General features: G+C 53.4%; 16 protein-coding genes. 2 read left to right on the top strand and 14 right to left on the bottom strand.

Annotation, left to right across the window (positions count from 1 at the left end; all coding sequences use genetic code 11):
* Positions 1-224: 224 nt before the first annotated feature.
* Entirely contained in the window at positions 225-596 is a 372-nt protein-coding gene (locus tag J2T14_RS06940; protein WP_307469230.1) for an MmcQ/YjbR family DNA-binding protein, read from the top strand.
* A 20-nt stretch (positions 597-616) separates the two neighbouring features.
* Here the strand turns inward: J2T14_RS06940 and J2T14_RS06935 are convergent, their stop codons facing one another.
* From J2T14_RS06935 to J2T14_RS06900, 8 genes are all read right to left on the bottom strand, one after another.
* Positions 617-1,879, bottom strand: coding sequence for a rhamnogalacturonan lyase family protein (locus tag J2T14_RS06935; RefSeq protein ID WP_307469227.1), 1,263 nt, complete (start codon positions 1,877-1,879; stop codon positions 617-619).
* 39 nt (positions 1,880-1,918) lie between these two features.
* Complete coding sequence (locus tag J2T14_RS06930; protein ID WP_307203652.1) at positions 1,919-2,719, bottom strand: polysaccharide deacetylase family protein; 801 nt, start codon at positions 2,717-2,719, stop codon at positions 1,919-1,921.
* A 48-nt stretch (positions 2,720-2,767) separates the two neighbouring features.
* Positions 2,768-3,436 carry a DUF1961 family protein gene (locus J2T14_RS06925; RefSeq protein ID WP_307469225.1) on the bottom strand — a complete coding sequence of 223 codons (669 nt, stop codon included), beginning with the start codon at positions 3,434-3,436 and terminating at the stop codon, positions 2,768-2,770.
* Positions 3,433-6,021: an exo-rhamnogalacturonan lyase family protein gene (locus J2T14_RS06920; RefSeq protein ID WP_307469224.1), complete on the bottom strand. Its 2,589-nt coding sequence runs from the start codon at positions 6,019-6,021 to the stop codon at positions 3,433-3,435. Before J2T14_RS06920 ends, J2T14_RS06925 begins: the two co-directional genes overlap by 4 nt.
* A gap of 147 nt (positions 6,022-6,168) precedes the next feature.
* The gene (locus tag J2T14_RS06915) at positions 6,169-8,526 is read right to left on the bottom strand and encodes an AraC family transcriptional regulator (protein WP_307469221.1); all 2,358 of its coding nucleotides are present in this window, start codon (positions 8,524-8,526) and stop codon (positions 6,169-6,171) included.
* 221 nt (positions 8,527-8,747) lie between these two features.
* The gene (locus J2T14_RS06910) at positions 8,748-10,343 is read right to left on the bottom strand and encodes an extracellular solute-binding protein (RefSeq protein ID WP_307469219.1); all 1,596 of its coding nucleotides are present in this window, start codon (positions 10,341-10,343) and stop codon (positions 8,748-8,750) included.
* Between the two features lie 90 nt (positions 10,344-10,433).
* The gene (locus J2T14_RS06905) at positions 10,434-11,318 is read right to left on the bottom strand and encodes a carbohydrate ABC transporter permease (RefSeq protein WP_307469217.1); all 885 of its coding nucleotides are present in this window, start codon (positions 11,316-11,318) and stop codon (positions 10,434-10,436) included.
* A gap of 31 nt (positions 11,319-11,349) precedes the next feature.
* Complete coding sequence (locus J2T14_RS06900; RefSeq protein WP_307203645.1) at positions 11,350-12,303, bottom strand: ABC transporter permease; 954 nt, start codon at positions 12,301-12,303, stop codon at positions 11,350-11,352.
* Positions 12,304-12,558: 255 nt separating this feature from the next.
* On the opposite strand from J2T14_RS06900, the gene J2T14_RS06895 reads away from it, so the two are divergent.
* Positions 12,559-14,574 (top strand): beta-galactosidase, encoded by a 2,016-nt coding sequence (locus J2T14_RS06895; RefSeq protein ID WP_307470391.1) that lies wholly within the window; start codon positions 12,559-12,561, stop codon positions 14,572-14,574.
* Here the strand turns inward: J2T14_RS06895 and J2T14_RS06890 are convergent.
* From J2T14_RS06890 to nrdI, 6 genes are all read right to left on the bottom strand, one after another.
* Positions 14,571-14,828: a DUF2164 domain-containing protein gene (locus tag J2T14_RS06890; protein WP_307469216.1), complete on the bottom strand. Its 258-nt coding sequence runs from the start codon at positions 14,826-14,828 to the stop codon at positions 14,571-14,573. The genes J2T14_RS06895 and J2T14_RS06890 overlap by 4 nt on opposite strands.
* Positions 14,829-14,832: 4 nt before the next feature.
* The gene (locus J2T14_RS06885; RefSeq protein WP_307469213.1) at positions 14,833-15,654 is read right to left on the bottom strand and encodes a PhzF family phenazine biosynthesis protein; all 822 of its coding nucleotides are present in this window, start codon (positions 15,652-15,654) and stop codon (positions 14,833-14,835) included.
* A gap of 75 nt (positions 15,655-15,729) precedes the next feature.
* The gene (locus J2T14_RS06880; protein ID WP_307203640.1) at positions 15,730-16,182 is read right to left on the bottom strand and encodes a GyrI-like domain-containing protein; all 453 of its coding nucleotides are present in this window, start codon (positions 16,180-16,182) and stop codon (positions 15,730-15,732) included.
* Between the two features lie 146 nt (positions 16,183-16,328).
* On the bottom strand, positions 16,329-17,285 hold the full coding sequence (gene nrdF, locus J2T14_RS06875) for a class 1b ribonucleoside-diphosphate reductase subunit beta (RefSeq protein WP_307203639.1): 957 nt from the start codon (positions 17,283-17,285) through the stop codon (positions 16,329-16,331).
* A gap of 45 nt (positions 17,286-17,330) precedes the next feature.
* On the bottom strand, positions 17,331-19,415 hold the full coding sequence (gene nrdE / locus J2T14_RS06870; protein WP_307469210.1) for a class 1b ribonucleoside-diphosphate reductase subunit alpha: 2,085 nt from the start codon (positions 19,413-19,415) through the stop codon (positions 17,331-17,333).
* The gene (gene nrdI / locus J2T14_RS06865) at positions 19,402-19,761 is read right to left on the bottom strand and encodes a class Ib ribonucleoside-diphosphate reductase assembly flavoprotein NrdI (RefSeq protein WP_307469208.1); all 360 of its coding nucleotides are present in this window, start codon (positions 19,759-19,761) and stop codon (positions 19,402-19,404) included. The genes nrdE and nrdI overlap by 14 nt, the downstream gene beginning before the upstream one ends.

Below are 19,761 nucleotides of genomic sequence, written 5' to 3'. Positions count from 1 at the left end.
AGATTGCTTTCATTAACATGAGAATTTCCTGTTATTATATACTTTGGTGTAATTTAGCAATAAATAACTAGAGGAATTCCCTTTAATCAAACATAGTTGACTTGAATGTTAGTTGAATGGTCCATTGTAGTTTAAAAAACGTTCCCGTATTTTGGAAACATGGAGCATGCCATGATAATATAGCCAATAGGACAGATAATTTGAACCTGCAAAGGAGGATTTCGATGACACATGATTTGAGCGGTATAAAAACAGCTAAAGGACTCCGCATGCTCGAGCACGTACGCGGTATTTGTAAACCGCTGCCCGAGGTTACGGAATTAATTGACGGCCATGGCCATACGACGTTCAAGGTCAAAGACAAATCTTTCATCATCATGAGCGATCATGGCGTCACCTTTAAATCAGACTTAAACAATCAGGAAATATTGCTCCAGGAGGACCGTTTTTTTAAGCCCGCCTATATCGGCCATCGAGGCTGGGTCTCTATTAGCGATCCCGCAGATTGGCAGGAAATGGGCGTTTTGTTGAAAGAAGCCTATATGCATGCAGCCCCTAAGCGCCTGATAAAGCTGCTAATGGAAACCGAGCATTAACGATTGGGATGATTCCCGGTTCAAGCTTCCCCGCCCGGGTACAGCGTCGAGCTGTATAGACGTTTCGGCTGCTGCAGTGCCCTTCCGTTCGGCGCCTCCGCCAGGTCGACAGCTTGGCTGGAATAAATCGATACCCTCTCGTCGTTATAGATGATAACCTGCTCATGCCCTTTGCCCAGCAAATCGGCATGTACGGCATAGCCATGCGACGGGAACTGCACGACGCGATTCATATACCCGTCATACAGCGCCGGATACACGCCGCCGCCGCGGCGATAGGCCAGGATGTAATCCGGCCCTTCGTGCTCCCAGTTCCGAATCGTTTCGATGATCGTCAGCCAGCCGTCCGTCTTGCGGTCTTCCTTCCATAGCTGACGCCCTTCCGCATCCAGCAGAAACAACGCATCCTTGCCCTTTCTTTCGAGACCGTCATCCTCGCGCGCAATTCGGTCGAGCCCCGCGATCTGCAGACCGGGCAAGTCGCTGCGGAATTTACCGAGCGCGATATGCTGGGATTCCACCGAGTCTTGATGCCTCCATAATTCATTGCCGCCGCGGTCGTACATGACCGTTACGCTGCCGCCGATGACGAGCTCCGGCTCGCCGTCGCCGTTAACGTCGCCGACCCATATGCAGTCGGCATGGTCTTCCAGATCGCTGCAGCTCCAGAGCAATCGTCCCTTGGAATCGAGCAAATCGTAACCGGCCATGACTTCGTCCTTCCCGTCGCCGTCCAAGTCATGCGCCCACGGATAATGGCCGGGATTGCCCTCATGCGTCCATAATAGCTCGAAGTCCCGATTCAAAGCCCATACTTTATGATAGCGGTCCTTAAGCAAAATATCGGAGGCACGGTCGCCGCCGGATAAATTCGCGATCACGATGCAATCATGCGCATGCGGATCAGGAAGCGGATAATCTTCTTTGCATTCGCCGGTAGCACCGTCCAATACCTGAAACCGATCCTCCATCACGCACAAAACCTCCAGCTTGCCGTCGCCGTCCAAATCATAAATTTGGCATGGATAGTCGGAGCCCTGACTTCCCGCTCCCGGGTCCGGCTTGCCGATCTGCCACAACAGCTTGCCTCTCAGATCGTATGCGGTCAAGCATTGCACCTGATGCGGAATATACCGTACATCCTGACGGTTGTCCGGCTGTACCAGCAGCAGCTCCATCTGGCCGTCGCCGTTCAAATCGCCTACGAGCAGCTTGCAGCGCGGCCCCGCAGCGCGAATGTCAATCTCGCCAAGCAATAGCGCATCCCTAGTCCCTTCAATCATGATGAGCTTACTCCCCCGTATTCAGTCATGAACCGTTCTTTATGCTAACACTGCCTGACTGCCGCCCTTTACCTCGACAATCTGTCCGTCTACGCTAAGCCAGACGCCTGTGGCGGTCGTATTATAAACAAAGCTTAAATCCGCCGAAAACTTCATTTGGCCATAGGCTCTCATATAATCAGCGATTTCGATATTGGTTGCATACCAGATGTCTTCATGGCCCGATATTCGCTCGCAGAAGCTTTCGATCAGCTCCCAATTGTTATCGTTGTCGAATTCATAGCTATGTCCCCATACGTTCATCAAATACAGATATTGCGATTTGTGAAGATCGATAAAAGTCTCGGCCCGCTCCAATAAACGGTCATTATGGTGGCAGGTCGGCTGCCACTCGAGCCAGTCGTCCGGCATGCCGAATCCGCCCGTCGTTTGAACGACTCTTGCATATTCGATCCCCAAATAAGGCAGCATCCGTTTGATTTCTTGATTGAACGAGCCGTTCGGGTAGGACATCCCTCTGACGGTATAGCCGGCAAGCCGCTCCAGCTTTTTCCTGTCCTCCATGATTTCATGCACGAGCTGCTCTCTTGGACAACGCGCGATCGTCGGATGGGTCAACGTATGGGCCGACACCTCTTGACCTTCATATAACGACACGGCTTCCTCCTCGGATATCCGGTTTCCCTTGCCGAACAAGCCTCCGTTTAAGTGAAACGCCCCCTTAATGCCGTGACGGTTAAATATAGACACGAGCCTGCGGTCCGCCGTCGTCCCGTCGTCATAGCTCATCGTAAGCGCCTTGTGCTTGCCATCCGGGAAACAAAGCAATATCTTTGGCATATTCCGTACCCTCCTCATCCTTCTTTCTTGATTACGCTGGCCTAATGCTCAGCCGTATACCTTCAGATTCGCATACTCCGCTATAAAAGGAGCCATTTGGCGTAAGCCGATTTTGCCGCCTCCAAGCAACGGACCGAACATTTCCCCGTCATCCTCCCATGCGAGGATTGGCAGTCCGTTGATCGCAAAATCGATGCGCGGCCCCCTCTTCATGAGCAGCATCTTGTAAGATTCCGTGCAATCCAAGACGGAGGGCAGCGGGTCTGCCCCTTGCGCGGTCAGATGAAAGCCGCGGCTTTTGCGCAAGTTGCACGTATGGAATTGCCTTTCCTCCGCCCAGCGTCTGCGATAATACGATAAGTGAAACGCATCGATGTCGCCGCTATGATATTGCTCATACTCGCCTGAACGCGGCGCTAACGACGAATCGAATAAATCGGCGCCGCCTGCTCCGCTGGCGGCAAAAAACAAGATCGCCAGCCCCGGCTCCCGAATCGGCCGAAATTGCCACTCGATGGCTATATCGGCTGGAAATTGCTCCGGGCACCATAATACGAAATTCGCTTTTTGTCCTTCTTCCGCGCCTCTCGCGCTCTCCAGCCGGAGCCTCCCTTGCGGAAACGACATGGCAGCCTCCCCTTCCATCCGGAAACCGGCCAAATCCTCTCGGGCGCCTAGAGGATTTTCATAGAGAAGCCTCCACTCCGGCGGTATCATCGGTCCGTCACCGTATCGCCGCCGGGCAGCCATTCCGCGATCAGTTCGAGGCTGATAATCGTATTAAGCGACCACTGCGCAGCTTCGTTCGTGTTGATCCAATCGATCTCGCTTAAGCGATCGACATACGTAACCGTTTCCGCCTCTTTCCGCAAATCAACTTTGGCGAACGGATTGTCGAGCAGCACGGTCCACGCATGACGAGCCGTCCAATCATCTTGTCTATAATAAGCGCCGAAGGCGGCGATGCCGATGCTCAGCACCGGATGATGGAAGCTGTCATGGCTGATCGCCCCTCCGGTAATAAGATCCTTCCGCTCCTGGGGCAGATTGTAATAAATGCCGAAATCGGCCATCATCGCTTCCCACTCCGGGTCCTTCAGCATCGCGGCCAACTCGAACCATACTTGCGGGGCGCCCATGCAAATCGCCAAATGGCGTCCCCAATTATCGTCGCCGAGCGGCGTTAACTTGCTCGTACGCTGATCGTAGCCGTATGTCGGTCCCGATATCAGTCCGAAATTTGCCTGCTTGACGCAATCGATGCCCGTTATGATTTTGTCCCGGTATGCCTCGTCCTCGAACCGCTCCCATCTCGTCATCCAATTCGAGCTGAATGCGGCCCAGTCCGGCCCGATTCGGATATGCGTCTTATGCTCGTCCTTCGGAAAATAAGCGCGCATCGGATCCAGATTGACCGTCGAAAAATCCGCATCCTTCACTTCGTCCATCAAATCGCCGATACGCTCATCCGCGGTCAAATAATAATAGTAGCGGTGAAGACCGGCCATCGCGATCCGCGCTTCCTTGCAGCCGCAGCCCCAATGGACGACGTTATGCCGGGAGCCGAGTCCTGCGTATTCGCCGAAATGGTAAACGTCCACCTCGCTCGTATGCCTGGTCATCGCTTCCGCAAGCCGGAACAGGTCGCCTCGTCCCGAACGAAGGAACATGACCCACAGCCACATATTCGGCACGAGCTCCGTATTTTGCCAAGCGCAGCCTCCCAAATCGTAGTTCCATACATGCCTGACCGGATCGTAGCTATGCATGAAATCGCCGTAATCCCAGAAGCCGTACCATTTACGCTGCTCCACCTCGGACAAATAGAAAGCCGCGATGCCATTCAGCCGCGCCTCCAACTGCGCTTTGGCCGGCGTGCTCGTATCCGGCAAGCTCCACAAGCCGAAGGCGCGCGCTTCATGGAAGTACTCCGGCTCGCATACGAGCAGCGGCTGCGACTCCGAATGCTCCTGCATCGCTTGCAAACGATCCGGATCGGGCGTTTCCGCGGTGCACCAGACGGTCAACTCGCTCGTATTGGCGATGCCGTACGGCGTTGCCCGCAGCTCCTCCGCCCCTTCGTACGACGATTCCACATGCGTCTTCGTATCGTAATGGCGCAGATCCATCGCTTCTCCGTCAGGCGACCAGAACCACGCGGTCAGTGCGGCTTCGCTTCTCGCCGTTCCGTGAACGGACAAGCCGGACGGGTGCTTTCGCCAGAAGTCGCGCACGCCGGCCGCAAGCCCTCCGCCCTCGCTGCCGACGTAACCGAGACCGCCTGCCCGCTTGCCCTCGGCCGATTTCAGCCAACAGCATTGCTCCTGCGTACGCTTCCAGATGCCGTAATGATCGGCCGAGCGCTGCACCAGTTTATAGTCGTCCCATACGGCCGAGTCGTCGAGCAAGCCGAGAAAATACCGATCCTCCTCGGCATCGAACTCGACTGGCTTGCCTTGCGTCTGCTTCTCGAACAGCTCGCGGTATTTCCCCTTCGTTCGCCTCGTATGCAACGTCTTCGGCGATTCGCTGAAGACGCCGCTGTCTCCCGCGAACCGCACGTGGCGATTATATAAAGGTCCCCTCATCGGAACCGCAAACGAAATGCCAAGCGCCTTAATATAATCTTCGTTCGGATTGCCGTCATAATGGAAGGTGTGAACGATCCGAATCGTCTCCAGCCCGGCATAAACGTACAAGCGAAGCGAGAACGGCAGCCATTCTCTTCTCAAGGCGTCAGAGCGGTGCATTCCTTCCAGCTTCACGACCGCCCTGACCGGACCGCTCTGCTCGACCGTCGCCTTACGGATGCTCCCTTTGAAGGGCTCCTCGCGGGTCGTTGTCGCGCCGGAAGCCTCGCTGCGGCTTTCTTTGACCTGGACAAGCGTTCCGCCGTTGCAGATCTCAATGCCTTCCCGTACGATGCTGTCTATAAGCTTATTTCCATGCTTGCGTATCGAACAGCGCATGACGCCCGTATCGAGCACAATCGACTCCTCCGTCTCATGTACTGTAACCTTCACGGATGCGGCAGCGCTTTCTCCCCTTATGACCCGATAGCCTTCCGGCTGCGCACTTAGCGCGGTCGCCGCATGGGCGGACCACTTGACGCTGCCGTCAGGCCAATAGGCGGCAGGCCAGGTTTGCATCGCGACCGAACCGCTGCCGTCGGCGGCATGCAGGGCAAGCGGATCGTCCCGCCGCAGCTCGCCCTCCTTCCATGGAATCCCCCACGTTACTCCGGCAGCCGTGGCCGCCGTACCGTTCAGCCAACGAAGCTTTACAGACAATGGCGTTGACAATCGAATCAACCTCCTCATTCCCGCGTATGTTTGGAGCATACGGCCATCGTATAGCGGTTTTCGCTTGCCGGCAATTAGACATTATTGTTTGCGAAGCTCGCCTGCTCTTTGCACTTTTTTACCCGATTGCACTATGTTGCCATCCGTTCATTCCGGCTGGCTGAGCTCCCGGTAGCGGCTTGGCGTCATCCCCTCCAGCTTTTTGAAAATGCGATTGAAGTAGCTGTGCTGATAACCGACCTGCTCGGCGACATCGTTGATTTTGAGCCCCGATTCGCGCAGCAGCTCTTTTGCCTTATCCATGCGCAAACCCGTCAAATAATCGATAAAGTTTTTGCCGGTTACCTGCTTGAACGATTTGCTTAAGAAAAACGGGTTCATCCCGATATGGTCCGCGCAGTGGTCAAGCGACAAATCCTTCATGTAATTATGCTGCAGGTATACCATCGCTTGCTCGATTAACCGTTTCACCTGATAGTCCGAACGGCTGCCAAGCTCCGTCAGAAACGGCGCGCATACTTTGTTCTGGAACCAGGCGAGAATGAGCTGCGGCTCCCTGATTTGCGAAAGCTGCTCGTACATATTCGCGCATTTGAATAAGCGGTTGGGCTGGATGCCGGATACCATAATGGCATGCTGTACGCTGCCGAGCAAATGCAGCATCCCTTGCTGGACGTCGACCGCCTTCGCTCCCGCATGCGACAGCGCAGCAAGGAAAGCGCGGAGCAGCTCATAGGCATCCGTTTCTTGACCCGTTCGCAGCGCTTGAATGAACTCCCTCTCGAGCGCGAAAGGATATTGCGTCTCGGCCGCGCCTTCCCCGCCAGCATGCAGGGTGCCCATCGCGATCATTTGATTTTCGTTATTGAAATAACGCTGATTGGCGGCATGCTTAACCTCTTCGAAGAATAGCGGAATTTGGGCGATGCCGTCCGACGGCTCGCTGATCGCAATCGTCAGGCGCATATTTAATATATGGTTGACCGCATGGGTCAGCTCCTCGCCGAACGACGCCAGTTCATCGTCGTAGCTTACTCCCTTAGGTACGATAACGAGAAGTCCGGCCGCAAGATCGTGGAAATTGATCGCCTTGCTCTGCTCGAAATGTTTGACGGCAAACTCCTCGATCATATTCACCGCCGCAAACGTCACCAGCCCCTCGTCCCCGTATTTGAATTTCCCTTCCAAGCTCGCAATGCCGGTCAACTGCACATACAAAACGATAAAGCGATGGTTGTTTACTTTCCATCTGTACCGTCCCATCCTTTCGAGCAAGTTGTCCTCCGAATAAGCGTATAGGTAGCCCTGAAGCAATTGATGAAGGAAGCTCTCCTTGACGTAAGGAAGCTGCTCGGACAACCGGGTATGCAGCTCCGTGCTTTCTCTGTTCAAATGAATCCATTGCCGTTCGATAAGCGAAAATTCGTCGCCTCGACCATCCGTCAGCGGTTTTTCTCCGAGCAAGACGTTCATGAGCCGTTTGATCGGCGAATAAATCGTGCGCGACGCAAACCAGGCAAGGACCGCCGCGAGCAGCAATGCGCTTAAACTAACCATAAATATAAGCTTCGAAATGAACACGACCGGCGCCGTAATGCTTGAAATCGGCGAAGCGGACACATAGGTCCAGCTGTCCGCGATGCGCGAGAACTTGCCGTAGGTCACCGTGAACGTGGCCCCGTTCCATTCGAGCAGGAAAGAGCCTTCCTCCGTGCCGCGCGATGAAATCCCTTCTTTGAGCCGTACGACGAACGCCGATTCGGAGCCGCCCGCGCCGGCAGATGCAAACAAATTGCCGTTGTCCTGCAAGAGGAAGGTCTCTCCGCCGTCATACGGCGTCATCGTGCGAAGCATATCGCCTACTTTTTCGTTATCGAGCCTAATGTACAGCGCGCCGAACGGCTTCAGGCTTCCGCCCGGAATTTGATGAACAAGCGTCAATTCTTTAGAATCGGGACGCTGCGGATTAAAAGACATATCCGTCCAATAAGCGACTTTGCCGGCCGCGAGCAAGCTTTCATAAATCGCCGCTTGATCGGGCGTGGAGGTCAGCGTATCGTATTCGGGATCGAACAGAACGGGCTGCCCGTCGCCTCCCAGGTAAAGCCCGACCAGCTTATTCATCGTGTTCGACCCTTGCATGACGAGCAGCGTCTTCGTAATGTCGCGCGCCCTCTCGAAATCCCGAATGAAGTTGCGACCCGTAAGGCTGTAATCGAACTTCGTATCGAACGCCCAGTGCGACAGCATGAGCTCCAAATTCGTCAGCTGCGCGTCGATATTGCGAGCCCGCTGCTCGATCTGCTTGTTGTGCATATGCAGCAGCTCGTTCTTCAGCTTGCCGCCTGCCATGCCGTATACGAGCGCGCCGGTAATGAGCCCGGGAACGCTCGTCACGATCAGCATCATAATCAGGCTTTTGCGATAAAAGCTTCCTTTCGCTCTCCCCTTGCCGTTGTTTCTATGAACGAGCTTCCTTAACCTGCCATAAAGCAGACTCTGCATATTCTCACCAACCGGTTTTTATAATGGTTTTGCGAGCGGAACGGCCTTCCGTTTGTAAACGCATTCAATTCTATTTTTCAAGAATAAACCTCATGCAGCCTAGAGAACAAGACCTTTTTCTGGAAGCCGCAGAAATGATTCCCGAGAACTACGGCAATAGACAGAGCCCGGAGTGCTTGCGCAACGGACTCTGTCTATAGGTGAAGATGGCTGCCCTTTTCTTACTTGCTTGCAGCGTACAGCTCGTTCATTTCTTTGATTAAATCGTCGCCGCCGCTTTTCTTCCACAGCTCAAGCGCCGCCTGGTAGCCGGCCTCGTCGATCTGTCCGACGATGAATTTGATACGGGCATCGTTCAAAATATTGTCAAGCTGAGCGCCCTTCTCCGTGTATACCTGCGAGATGAAAGGTTCGGCCGGATTGGATACGATATATTGCTCGTTCTCCTTCTGCAGCTCGGTTTGCTTGAGGCGCAGCGGCGTTTGCTTCACCTTCTTCGCGCGGTCCTCCGGAATGAAGGTCAGCATTTGGTTGAGGCCCTCTACTTCGGATTCCATCAGCGCCGTATCTTTGCTCACGACGACGGAGTCGTCCTCGATCGTATGATGCACGCCCTCCAAGCCGTATCCGAGCATCGTCTGCAATTCCGGCGCGTTCAATTGTTCGATGAACGCCAGTATGCGCTTCAGCTCCTCCTCGGTTTTTACCGCCGATTTCGGGATGGCCAGCATGCCGGCGAAGCCGGAGGTCGGCAGCGTATGCAGCTTTCCGACCGCATCCTTGACGCCGCCGAACACATCCATGAAGTGCACGTCCGGCTGGTCTTTGCCTTCCGCCGCAAGCGCGGCGTGAATTTTATCGTCGGCGCGGGCCGCGCCGTCGATCACGTCAATGATAACGCCCGCTTGATTGTTAACGATCGGATCGGTCCATTTTGCGGAATCCATGATGGCAAAATCCTGATTGATCAACTTCTCGTCGTATAGCTTCTTCATGAACTTCAGCGCTTCCAAGTACTCCGGCGTCAGATGATCGGGCACGAGCTGCCCGTCCCTTTCGCCCCATTTGTTCGGAGCGCCGAACCATAGCTTAATGTTGTCGAAGCCGCTGGCCCAGCCTCCGGTCCATTTGACGAGCACAAGGCCGTAAGTGTCGTCCTGGCCGTTTTTATCCGGGTCCTTCTCCTTGAACGCTTTCAGCATATTGTAGAAATCGTCGATCGTTTCCGGTACGGGAAGCCCTACGTTGTCCAGCCAATCCTTCCTGTAATAGACGCCGTTTCTTCCAAGCGCGCGGCCCCTGTAAATACCGTAATTTTTGCCCTCGATGGAGGAGTTGTTCAAGATGACCGGATTCGCCTGGCTTAAATTCTCATAATCCTTCAAATAGCCGCCCAGCTCCCAGAACGCGCCGGATTTTGCCGCATTAACGAAGCTCGGCGATTTCACGTCGGGCACATACATGATTTTAGGCAGCTTGCCCGAGGCAAGCGTAATGTTGAACTTATCCACGTAGGAGGCGTTCGGCACCCACTCGAAATGAATGTCCGTATTCGTCTTCTTCTCCAGCTCGGTGGCTACCGGACTGTCATCCTTCGGATAATTCGTTTTGAAAATAGGCAGCATGATGTTGAGCTCGAGCGGCGCCTCCGCCTTCACGCCTCCGTCCGTCTGAACCGCATCCGGCGACGCGTTGCCCGGCTCTTCCCCATTAGCTCCTTCGTTTTGCTGCGAGCACCCGATCAGGGTACCGGCGGCAAGCGCCGTTACGAGCGCAATTGGAGCCCATTTGTTTGCTCTCTTTCGATTTCCTTTCATGCATGTACCTCCCTTAATTAGTTGTATTATATCGTAAAACCGTCTGCCTGCGGCTTCGGTTAAGCTCGCGGCGGCAGAGGATGTAACGACCTAACCCTTGATGGAACCGATCAATACGCCTTTGGCAAAGTGCTTTTGCAGGAACGGGTATACGAGCAAAATCGGGACGGTGCCGACGACGATGACCGCCATCTTGATCGATTGGTCCGGCGGCTTTACGAAATTGGGGTCCATCGCATTAATGTCGCCTGCCGCCGCTTGCGATAGCAATACGATTTGACGCAGCAGCACCTGAAGCGGCCATTTCATCGGATCGTTGATGTAGAGCAAAGCGGCGAAAAAATCGTTCCAATGGCCTACCGCATAAAACAGCGTAAAGGTGGCGAGCACCGGCTTGGACAGCGGAAGCACGATTCTCCATAGCAGCCCCAGCTCCGTGCAGCCGTCGATCTTGGCCGCTTCCTCAAGGCCGGGCGGCAGCTCTTGAAAAAAGTTTTTGACGATGATCAAATTAAACGCGCTGATCGCGCCGGGCAATATAAGCGCCCAATACGAATCGATCAAATGGAGCTCGCGAATAACGAGATAAGTCGGAATCATCCCGCCCCCGAACAGCATGGAGAAGACGACTAGATTCAGCACCGTATTCCGTCCCATTAAGCTTCGCCGAGCTAAAGGATAAGCCATCGTAACGGTGAAGAACAGATTGACTGCCGTCCCGATGACCGTAACGTACATGGAGACGCCGATGCTTTTCATGATCGTGTTGGTCGAGAAAATAAAGTTGTAGGCCGCTACGGAGAACGTTTCCGGAATGAGAAATACGGCTCTCTTCGTCAGCTCCGCGTCGGTTGCGAACGATCCCGAAATAACATAGATGAACGGAAGGACGGCCGCCAGCGCAAATACGCCAAGGAATACATAGTTGAACGCGTCGAATGCGGTGCCTGCTGCGGATCGATAGGTTTTGGCCATGATCAGGCTCCTTTCTTACGGCTTTTATTCGTTAATAAAGTCCGGATTGTCCGAATCGCTTCGCCAGATAGTTGCTGCCAAGCACGAGAATGACGCCGACTATCGCTTTGAACAGCCCGACTGCCGTGCTGTAGCTGAATGCGCCTTGGGTAATGCCCATCGTGTACACGTAAGTATCGAACACCTCGGCCGCTTCCCGGTTAAGCGGATTAAGCAGCAGGTAAATTTGCTCGAAGCCGTTTTCCAGCACGTTGCCCATCCGAAGGATGAGCAGGATGACGATCGTGCTTCGAATCGACGGCAGCGTAATATGCCAGATCTGCTTCCAGCGGTTCGCGCCGTCCATGATCGCGGCCTCGTACTGCTCGACGTCGACCGCCGCCAGCGCCGCAAGGAATATAATCGTTCCCCAGCCGCATTCCTTCCAAATCGTTTGCAAAATAATGATCGGACGAAACCAGTCCGGACTTGCCAAAAACTCGATTTTTCGGCCGGTATAAGAGAACAGCAGCTCGTTGACCGGTCCTCCCTGCGTCGTCAGAAACACGTAAGTCATGCTGGCGACGATAACCATCGAAATAAAATGCGGCACGTAGATCAACGTCTGCACCGTCCGCTTGAACAGGGCGATCCGAACCTCGTTCAGCAGTATAGCCAGGATGATCGGCGCCGGAAAGAAAAACAGGAGGTTATATAAGGATAAGACAAGCGTATTTCGCAGCAACATGAAAAACTCCGGATTGGAGAAAAACAGCTCGAAATGCATCGTGCCGACCCACTCGCTATTCCAAAAGCCGGTATAGGGCTGATAGTTTTTGAAAGCGAGCAGCACGCCCCACATGGGAACGTATTTGAAAACGAGAAAGTACAGCAATCCTGGCAGCAGCAGCATATAAAGCCACTTGTCCTTCTTAAACCTTCGCAGCACGCTTGGCCGATAGACGGGAGATGGCCCTTTGGACACGGGTGCCGTTGCCTGCTTCATATTCGTTCACCTCCGGTTGTCTTCCATCGCTTCGTCAGCGGTGTATCCACATTATGCTAGCCATTGTTGATTTTCGGCAATTAGACATTCTTGAATCGGTCGTTCGCCGCCTTGTTTGATGGCTGTGCAAGAAAGTCCAAAGCCGGCAAAAGTATCGTAACCATGTGTCTAATGCGATCAATAAAGTCGCATTGTAAGCGGTTACCCGATCGGATAAAGTTAATCTGACTATCGATGGAAAGGAAGGCGGGTATGATGAGCCGAAAGCTGTATTACGGGGTTGCTTGGTACCCTGAGTTATGGGAGGAGGAAGCGTTGGCGCACGATATCGCTTGGATGAAGGAGGTCGGCATCAACGTCGTGCGAATCGGCGAATTTGCATGGAGCACGATGGAGCCTTCGGAAAATGCCATAGACTTGACCTTCTTCGTTCAAATCATAGAGAGGCTGCATGCCCATGGGATTGATACGATCATGTGCACGCCGACGGCAACGCCCCCGATCTGGCTGTCGCACGGCCACCCTGAACGAATGCATGTGAACGAGCGAGGCGAGGCGATGGGCCATGGCTCGAGGCAGCATGCTTGCACGAATAACGGTTATTTCCGGACGAGAAGCGCCTTGATCACCAAGCATATTGCGGAAGCGGTAGGAAATTTGCCCGGTTTAATCGGCTGGCAGCTCGATAACGAGTTTAAAGCGCATGTATCGGAATGCCTGTGCGAGAGCTGCCACTCCCTATGGCATAAATGGCTAGAGGATCGGTACGGGCGTATCGAGCGGTTAAACGAGAACTGGGGAACGGCGATTTGGAGCCAGCGGTACGAAAGCTTCGAACAAGTGCCCCAGCCGGGACTCGCGCCTTTTTTGCATAACGCATCGCTAAAGACGATGTACCAGCTCTTTTCGATGGAGAAAATCGCTGAATTCGCTGGCGAGCAAGCCGCTATGATTAGAAGCTATTCCGCTGCACCCATTACGCATAACAGCAGCATCGCGTTCCACGTCGACAACGAGAAGCTGTTTCAAGGGCTCGACTTTGCCTCTTACGATACGTATGCTTCCGCAAGCAACTATGCCGCTTATTTAATCAACTGCGACTTGTGGAGGACGGTAAAGCGGGGAACCCCTTTTTGGATTATGGAGACGAGCCCTTCCTTCAGCGGCTCTATCGAGAGCTGCTCCGTCCCGCATCCTGGCGGCTATGTGAGAGCCGAAGCCGTTGCAGCATATGCTTTGGGTGCGGAAGGTTTCTGCTATTGGCACTGGCGGCAGCACCGCGCGGGCTGCGAGCAGCCGCACGGCTCCGTCTTAAGCGCATGGGGAAAGCCGACGATCGGATTCAAGAACGTGCTGGAGGCGTCGTTAGCCAAAGAGGAGCTTGAGCCGCTGCTGCTGGCAACCGTTCCTATGCAAGCTGAGGCAGCCATGACGTATTCGGACCGGGCAAAAGCTTTTTTTCGAACGGAGCCGCTGCGCAAGCTGAATTACCGCGGTTTGGTTACCGAGTATTACTCGCGTTTGCTTGAGATGGGCATACATCGCGAACTTATTATGGAGGGTGCGGAGCTTCGCGGTTATAAGCTTCTGCTTACGCCGTTCCTCCCCTCTATATCGCCTGTTTTTCTTGAGCGTGCCCTTGCCTTCGTCAGGAACGGCGGCATATGGATTGCCGGACCGCTTACGGGCGGACGGACGGAGGAGCATACGATTCATACGAATGAGGCGCTTGGACAGCTGGAGAAGCTGGCGGGCGTGGAGACCGTCTATACCTATCCGATCGACGGAACGGGGACGGTCGGCCAGGCGTTCGGGCTTTCTGCTTCGCTTGGCATGTGGAGCGCCGTATTCGAGCCTCGAGAGCCTGGGGCGAAATCGATCGGAAAGATTCGGAACGGCGGCGTTGCGTCGGGTCTTTCTTTCATTACCGAACGGGCAATAGGCAAGGGCAAGCTCGTGCTGCTCGGCTCGATGCCGGTTGGAGAAGACGGGGATGCTATGCTGAAGAGGCTGTTTGCCTATTATGCCGGCGAAGCCGGTCTTAAGTTGCGTACGGACGCGACATCCGGCACCATCGTTGCTCCGAGGCAGGGGGACGGCTATACGCTATGGGTCATCGTCAATATGGATGGCGCAGGCGGCTCCGTTACGCTTCCGCAAGAAGGCACCGACGCTTTGACGCAAGCTCGCCTAGCTGCCGGCCGGCTTACCGTCGGCATTTACGAATATCGAATCATACGGTTTGCCGGGGATGGCTGTGAACCGCGCTAGCTTCTCTTCGTCATTATCGGCTTCTCCAGCGCGTACAGCTCGTCCTCGAGCGTTTGCATCTTCTCGAATACGGCTTTGCGCGCATCGCTGATCGCTCCGTTGTACACATACGGAGCCAGCTCCTTCAGCATCATATCCAGCAGCTGCTCAGCGGCGATCGAACCGATCGTCTCCGAGCGCTCCAGCTCGAAAAATTGCTGAATATTGCCGATCACCTTATCCATTTGCTCTTTAGGCAGCTTTATTATTTGCATCGAATTATCCCTCCAATTGACCCTTGAGTACCGTAATCGCTTGACCGGACAAGCAAACGCGATCACCGCCCGGCTTGACCCGCACGATACCGCCTCTTTCCGATGCCTGATAGCCGATCAGCTCGTCCTTCCTCAGCCGCTTCGACCAATAGGGTGCCAGTGCGCAATGCGCAGATCCTGTGACCGGATCCTCGTTAACGCCAATCGCCGGATAGAACGCCCGTGAAACGAAGTCATAATCGGCTCCGCTATCAGCGTCTGCGCGGCTTGTCACCACTACACCGCGAGCCTGCAACCTAGCAATCATCGCAAAATCCGGTTTCAATGTCCGCACAGTCTGCTCGTTGTCCACCTCTATGAAATAGTCGATTCGGTTTCGTCCAGCGAACCTTGGAATAAGACCAAGTGCCTGAATCAGCTCCTCAGGCACTTGCTCCGCCGCCGGAGGCTCTGCCGGAAAGTCCATCGCAATCCAAGCCCCGTCACGCCAAGCCGTCAACAGGCCGCTCTTCGTATGAAAACGCGCGTGCGCATCTGCAGGAAGCCGTCCCGTCTGCCATAGCTGATGAGCTGCGGCAAGAGTGGCGTGCCCGCATAGGTCAACCTCCGCCTTTGGCGTGAACCAGCGAAGACGATAATCGTTAGAGCCGAAGCCTGCGCCGGCAGGCACGACATAAGCCGTCTCCGATAGGTTCATCTCCGCAGCCACCTGCTGCATCCAGCTCTCTTCTCTATCCTTGTCCGATAAGCATACCGCAGCCGGATTCCCTCTGAACGGTTCATTCGTAAACGCATCGACGATAAATAACTCTACTCCGTCATTCATCACCTTGTCCCTCCCTACTCGCCTTCGAAATAAAAAAGGCTTGCTACGGTGCCGCAAGCCTATCCATTTTATATGTTAACCCTTAAGCGGTATAAGCAGCTCAACGGGCTCTTCCTCTACATGATGCTCATCGATATAGAACAGCTCAAGCGCCACTGCATCGTTTTGCTTCTCTAAGCGCATCTCGTTCATCCAAGTCTTTAGCTGCTCGTATCCTTCACCAATTCGTTTATTGGAACAACCTGCCATGGCATATCGCATGGCCGGAATGGTGATCTGAACCATGCCGGAAGGGAGTTCCTCCATATGTGATACCTCATAGCATGCCCAATACGTTACGAACACCTCGTTGCCGAAGTATGGGCTGTAGAGCACCGGCGACTTGGCTGCGCCATACAATTCATGTTTCCTTGCCAGAAACTCCGTTTGCAGACGAATCGCTTCATCTGGAAATTGCGAGTAAGGACCGCTATAGCTGATTCCAACCAATTGGAGTGCGGGCTTCGTTACGATTGAGCAGTTTTCCACGCGATTTCCTCCTTCGATTCCTTCAGGACTTGTACGCTAGGATGAGCTTTCTCTGCCTTTAGTGTAACACGTCTTCCCAGTATAAGGGTAGTTAAAAAAAGAACATCAGGCCGTAATGACCTGATGCTCCCCAATCTTGCATGTATTTAGAAGTTGAATACGAAGTCGTCGTCGTTAAGCGGCTCGACGTGGATCGTACGAACGTAGCCGTTGCCTTTTTTGGAGAAAAAGTCATGCTGCTTCGTATGCGTGCTGATTCCGTTGAACACGATCGGGTTGACCGGCTCCTCCGGGAAATACGGTTCGAAGCCAAGGTTCATCAGAGCCTTGTTCGCATTGTAACGAACGTACGTGTTAACCTCATCCTGCAAACCAAGCGGGCTGTATAGATCGTTCGTGTACACAACCTCGTTCTCGTACAGCTCGACCAGAAGCGCGATCAGTTCTTCGTGCAGCTGCTTCTGCTCTTCTATGCTGAAATTTTGGTAGAGCTCTTGTGCGAGTACGCCTACGTACAAGCCGTGAATGCTCTCGTCGCGAAGAATCAAGTCGATGATCTCGCCGCTGCTCGTCATTTTGCCTTGACCAGCCAGGTACAAAGGATAGAAGAAGCCGCTGTAGAACAGGTAGCTTTCCAGGAATACGGAAGCCGCCATCGCTTTGTACAGTTCTTTCGGCCCCGTAATATTCGAGTACCAAGAAGCGATCAGATTCGCTTTCTTCTGAAGCTGCTCGTTCGACTCTACCCACTTGAAGATCGCGTCGATCTCCTCGTTGGAAGCCAGCGTCGTGAAGATGCTGCTGTACGACTTCGCATGGATTTGCTCCATCATCGACATGAACGACAGCACTGCTTTGCGCTGCAAGCCTTCTACATGCTCAAGAATCTTCGGCATGCCAACGCCGCCCTGAATCGTATCGAGCAGGGTCAAACCGCCGAGCACGTTTTTGTACAGCATGCGCTCGTCGTCTGTCATGTCCATCCAATCCATTTTATCATCCGATAACGGAATTTCTTCGTCCGTCCAAAATTGCATTACATTTTGCTGCCAGAACGTCAGCGTAAAATCGTCGTCCGGGCGATTCCAGTTTACTGCTTTCATTAGGTGAGCTCCTTCTTTGCTACGTAAGCAACGATATAATGGATCTTATACGGCGCAGCTCGTGCATTCCTCAACGGAAAGACGCTTCGTTCTCGTATAGTAGAGCGATTTGAGCCCCTTCTGCGCAGCATATACATAGAAGCGCGCCAGCTCACGGGTTGTTACGTTGCTGTTGACATGCAATACGGTCGAGATGCCTTGATCGACATGCTGTCCGATTTCGGCAATCAGGTCAATCAGCTTGAACTGATCGATATTGTAGGCCGATTTGTAGTAGAAGTAGTTTTCCTGCGCCAAATAAGGCATCGGATAATACGTTGTCGAGTTTGCGTACGTACGCGTCTCGATATGCTCGACGATCGGCATAACGCTCGAAGTCGCATTTTGAATATACGAAATGCTTTGCGTAGGAGCGATGGCTAGACGGTAGGCATGGAACAAGCCATGCTTCTGAACCTGACCCTTAAGTTGTTCCCAGTCTTGCGGTGACGGAATATCCATGCCTTCGAACAATTCCGCGACTCTCTCAGTCTTCGGACGGAAGTCGTTCTCGATATAACGCGCGAAATAAGTGCCTTTCGCATATTCCGAACGTTCGAAATCTTTGAATGTAGTGCCGCGTTCCTTGGCAATAAGCATGCTTTGCTCGATCGAGTAGAAGTTCATCATCATGAAGAATACGCCGGCAAAGTCTTTCGCTTCTTCGCTCTCATAAGCGATTTTGTTCTTCGCCAAGTAGCCGTTCAGGTTCATCGCGCCAAGACCGACGGAGTGAAGCTCCTCGTTCGCCTTGCGCACGCCTGGCGCGTTGTCGATTTTGGACAAGTCGCTCACGGTCGTCAACGCTTCGATGCCCACATGAACCGATTCCTTCAGCTTCTTGCGTTCCATTACGTTCACAATATTGAGAGATGCCAGGTTGCAGCTAATATCGCGCTGGATGACATCGTCATAGCCGTAGTCGTTAATTTCCGATGTTTCTTGCAGTTGGAAAATTTCCGTGCAAAGATTGGACATTTTGATCGAACCGATATCCTTCAAGGCGTGGATCTTGTTCGCGTTCGATTTGTTCATGATATACGGATAACCCGATTCAAGCTGGATCGAAGCGATCTTCGTCAGCATGTCGCGTGCGTTCATCACCGTTTTCTTCGTTACTTTGTCGTTCGCAAGAAGCTCTTCGTACATCTCGTCCATATCGAGATCGTCCAAATGCTTGCCGTATGCCTTCTGTACGGAATGAGGTCCGAATACGACGAGCGGCCGGTTGCTTGCGGCTAACTCGTAAAATTTGTTCGGTATGATCAGGCCGATCGACAACGTTTTGATCCGTGTTTTCTCGTCGGCGTTAATTTTTTTGCAATCGAGGAACTCGATAACGTCCCAGCCGAAAATATTGTAGTAGCCGGCGCCGGAGCCTTTGCGCTGCCCCATTTGGTCCGCGTAGGAGAAAGCATCCTCCATCAGCTTGAGCACGGGCATAATGCCTTTGGCCGCGCCTTCTACGCCTTTGATCGGCTCGCCGCGCCCGCGCAGCTTCGATAGATTGACGGCTACGCCGCCGCCGATCTTGGAGAGCTGCATGCAAGTGCCGAGTACGTAGTTGATCGAGTTAAGGGAGTCGTCCATTTCCAGCAGGAAGCAGGAAACCATCTCGCCGCGGCGGCTTTTGCCCGCGTTCAGGAATGTCGGCGTAGCCGGCTGCAGGCGCTGCTCGATCATCGCATCGGCGATACGCAGCGCTCGGTCTGCGTCGCCTTCGCCGAGGTGCAAAGCAACGATCGCTACGCGATCGGAATATTGCTCGAGGTACTGCGCCTTGTTATTCGTCTTCATGGCGTAGTCTTTATAGAATTTCGATGCCGCCATGTACGATTGGAACTCGAAGCCGCTGCTTGCCGTCAAAGTAAATACAGCCTCAACCTGATCGTATGTATATTTGTCGAACACGTTGTCGTAATAGTCGTTCTCGATTAAATAGTCCAGCTTGTGGCGAAGCGAATCGAACTTCACGCTCTTCTCTTCTACTTCCGCCATAAAAGCGGCTACCGCCTCTTTATCCTTCTCGAGCTGATAGAAACCGTCCGCGCCGCGTTGCATCAATTCGTTGTTCAATTCAATATGCTTCAATAGTTCGCACCCTTTCGACAAAATGCTCAGTATCTTGACTCGTACCTGATAATTCAAACTTCGATATAACGGGTACATCGTACATCTGTGAAATCGTGTCCGCGCTTTTTGCGAAGCCCGTACCCCAATTTCGATTGCCGCTCGCCGAGACACCGCGAAGATGCTCGAAGTTGCGTTTTAAGAAAGAAGCTACCTTCTCGGGAACTTGTCCGAAGCCTGTCGTATACGTGACGAGTACAAAGGGCTCGTCTACCGATTTCTCCTCGTCAATAGGCATGGCACGCATATTCAGTTTGTTAATAAATCGCTTGACATTGCCTGTTTTCGAATCATATACGACTAGCAT

Origin of the sequence: Paenibacillus harenae, from assembly GCF_030812415.1 — a bacterium.
In the GTDB taxonomy this organism is placed as follows: domain Bacteria; phylum Bacillota; class Bacilli; order Paenibacillales; family Paenibacillaceae; genus Pristimantibacillus; species Pristimantibacillus harenae_A.
Note: the sequence above shows the minus strand (reverse complement) of the source record. Positions and strands in the feature narration are given on the sequence as shown.

What these genes read in the sequence shown, in the direction of transcription:
- J2T14_RS06940 (WP_307469230.1), top strand. Translation starts at nt 225, where the DNA reads ATGACACATGATTTGAGCGGTATAAAAACAGCTAAAGGACTCCGCATG.
- J2T14_RS06935 (WP_307469227.1), bottom strand. Translation starts at nt 1,879, where the DNA reads ATGATTGAAGGGACTAGGGATGCGCTATTGCTTGGCGAGATTGACATT.
- J2T14_RS06930 (WP_307203652.1), bottom strand. Translation starts at nt 2,719, where the DNA reads ATGCCAAAGATATTGCTTTGTTTCCCGGATGGCAAGCACAAGGCGCTT.
- J2T14_RS06925 (WP_307469225.1), bottom strand. Translation starts at nt 3,436, where the DNA reads ATGATACCGCCGGAGTGGAGGCTTCTCTATGAAAATCCTCTAGGCGCC.
- J2T14_RS06915 (WP_307469221.1), bottom strand. Translation starts at nt 8,526, where the DNA reads ATGCAGAGTCTGCTTTATGGCAGGTTAAGGAAGCTCGTTCATAGAAAC.
- J2T14_RS06910 (WP_307469219.1), bottom strand. Translation starts at nt 10,343, where the DNA reads ATGAAAGGAAATCGAAAGAGAGCAAACAAATGGGCTCCAATTGCGCTC.
- J2T14_RS06905 (WP_307469217.1), bottom strand. Translation starts at nt 11,318, where the DNA reads ATGGCCAAAACCTATCGATCCGCAGCAGGCACCGCATTCGACGCGTTC.
- J2T14_RS06900 (WP_307203645.1), bottom strand. Translation starts at nt 12,303, where the DNA reads ATGAAGCAGGCAACGGCACCCGTGTCCAAAGGGCCATCTCCCGTCTAT.
- J2T14_RS06895 (WP_307470391.1), top strand. Translation starts at nt 12,559, where the DNA reads ATGAGCCGAAAGCTGTATTACGGGGTTGCTTGGTACCCTGAGTTATGG.
- J2T14_RS06890 (WP_307469216.1), bottom strand. Translation starts at nt 14,828, where the DNA reads ATGCAAATAATAAAGCTGCCTAAAGAGCAAATGGATAAGGTGATCGGC.
- J2T14_RS06885 (WP_307469213.1), bottom strand. Translation starts at nt 15,654, where the DNA reads ATGAATGACGGAGTAGAGTTATTTATCGTCGATGCGTTTACGAATGAA.
- nrdF (WP_307203639.1), bottom strand. Translation starts at nt 17,285, where the DNA reads ATGAAAGCAGTAAACTGGAATCGCCCGGACGACGATTTTACGCTGACG.
- nrdI (WP_307469208.1), bottom strand. Translation starts at nt 19,761, where the DNA reads ATGCTAGTCGTATATGATTCGAAAACAGGCAATGTCAAGCGATTTATT.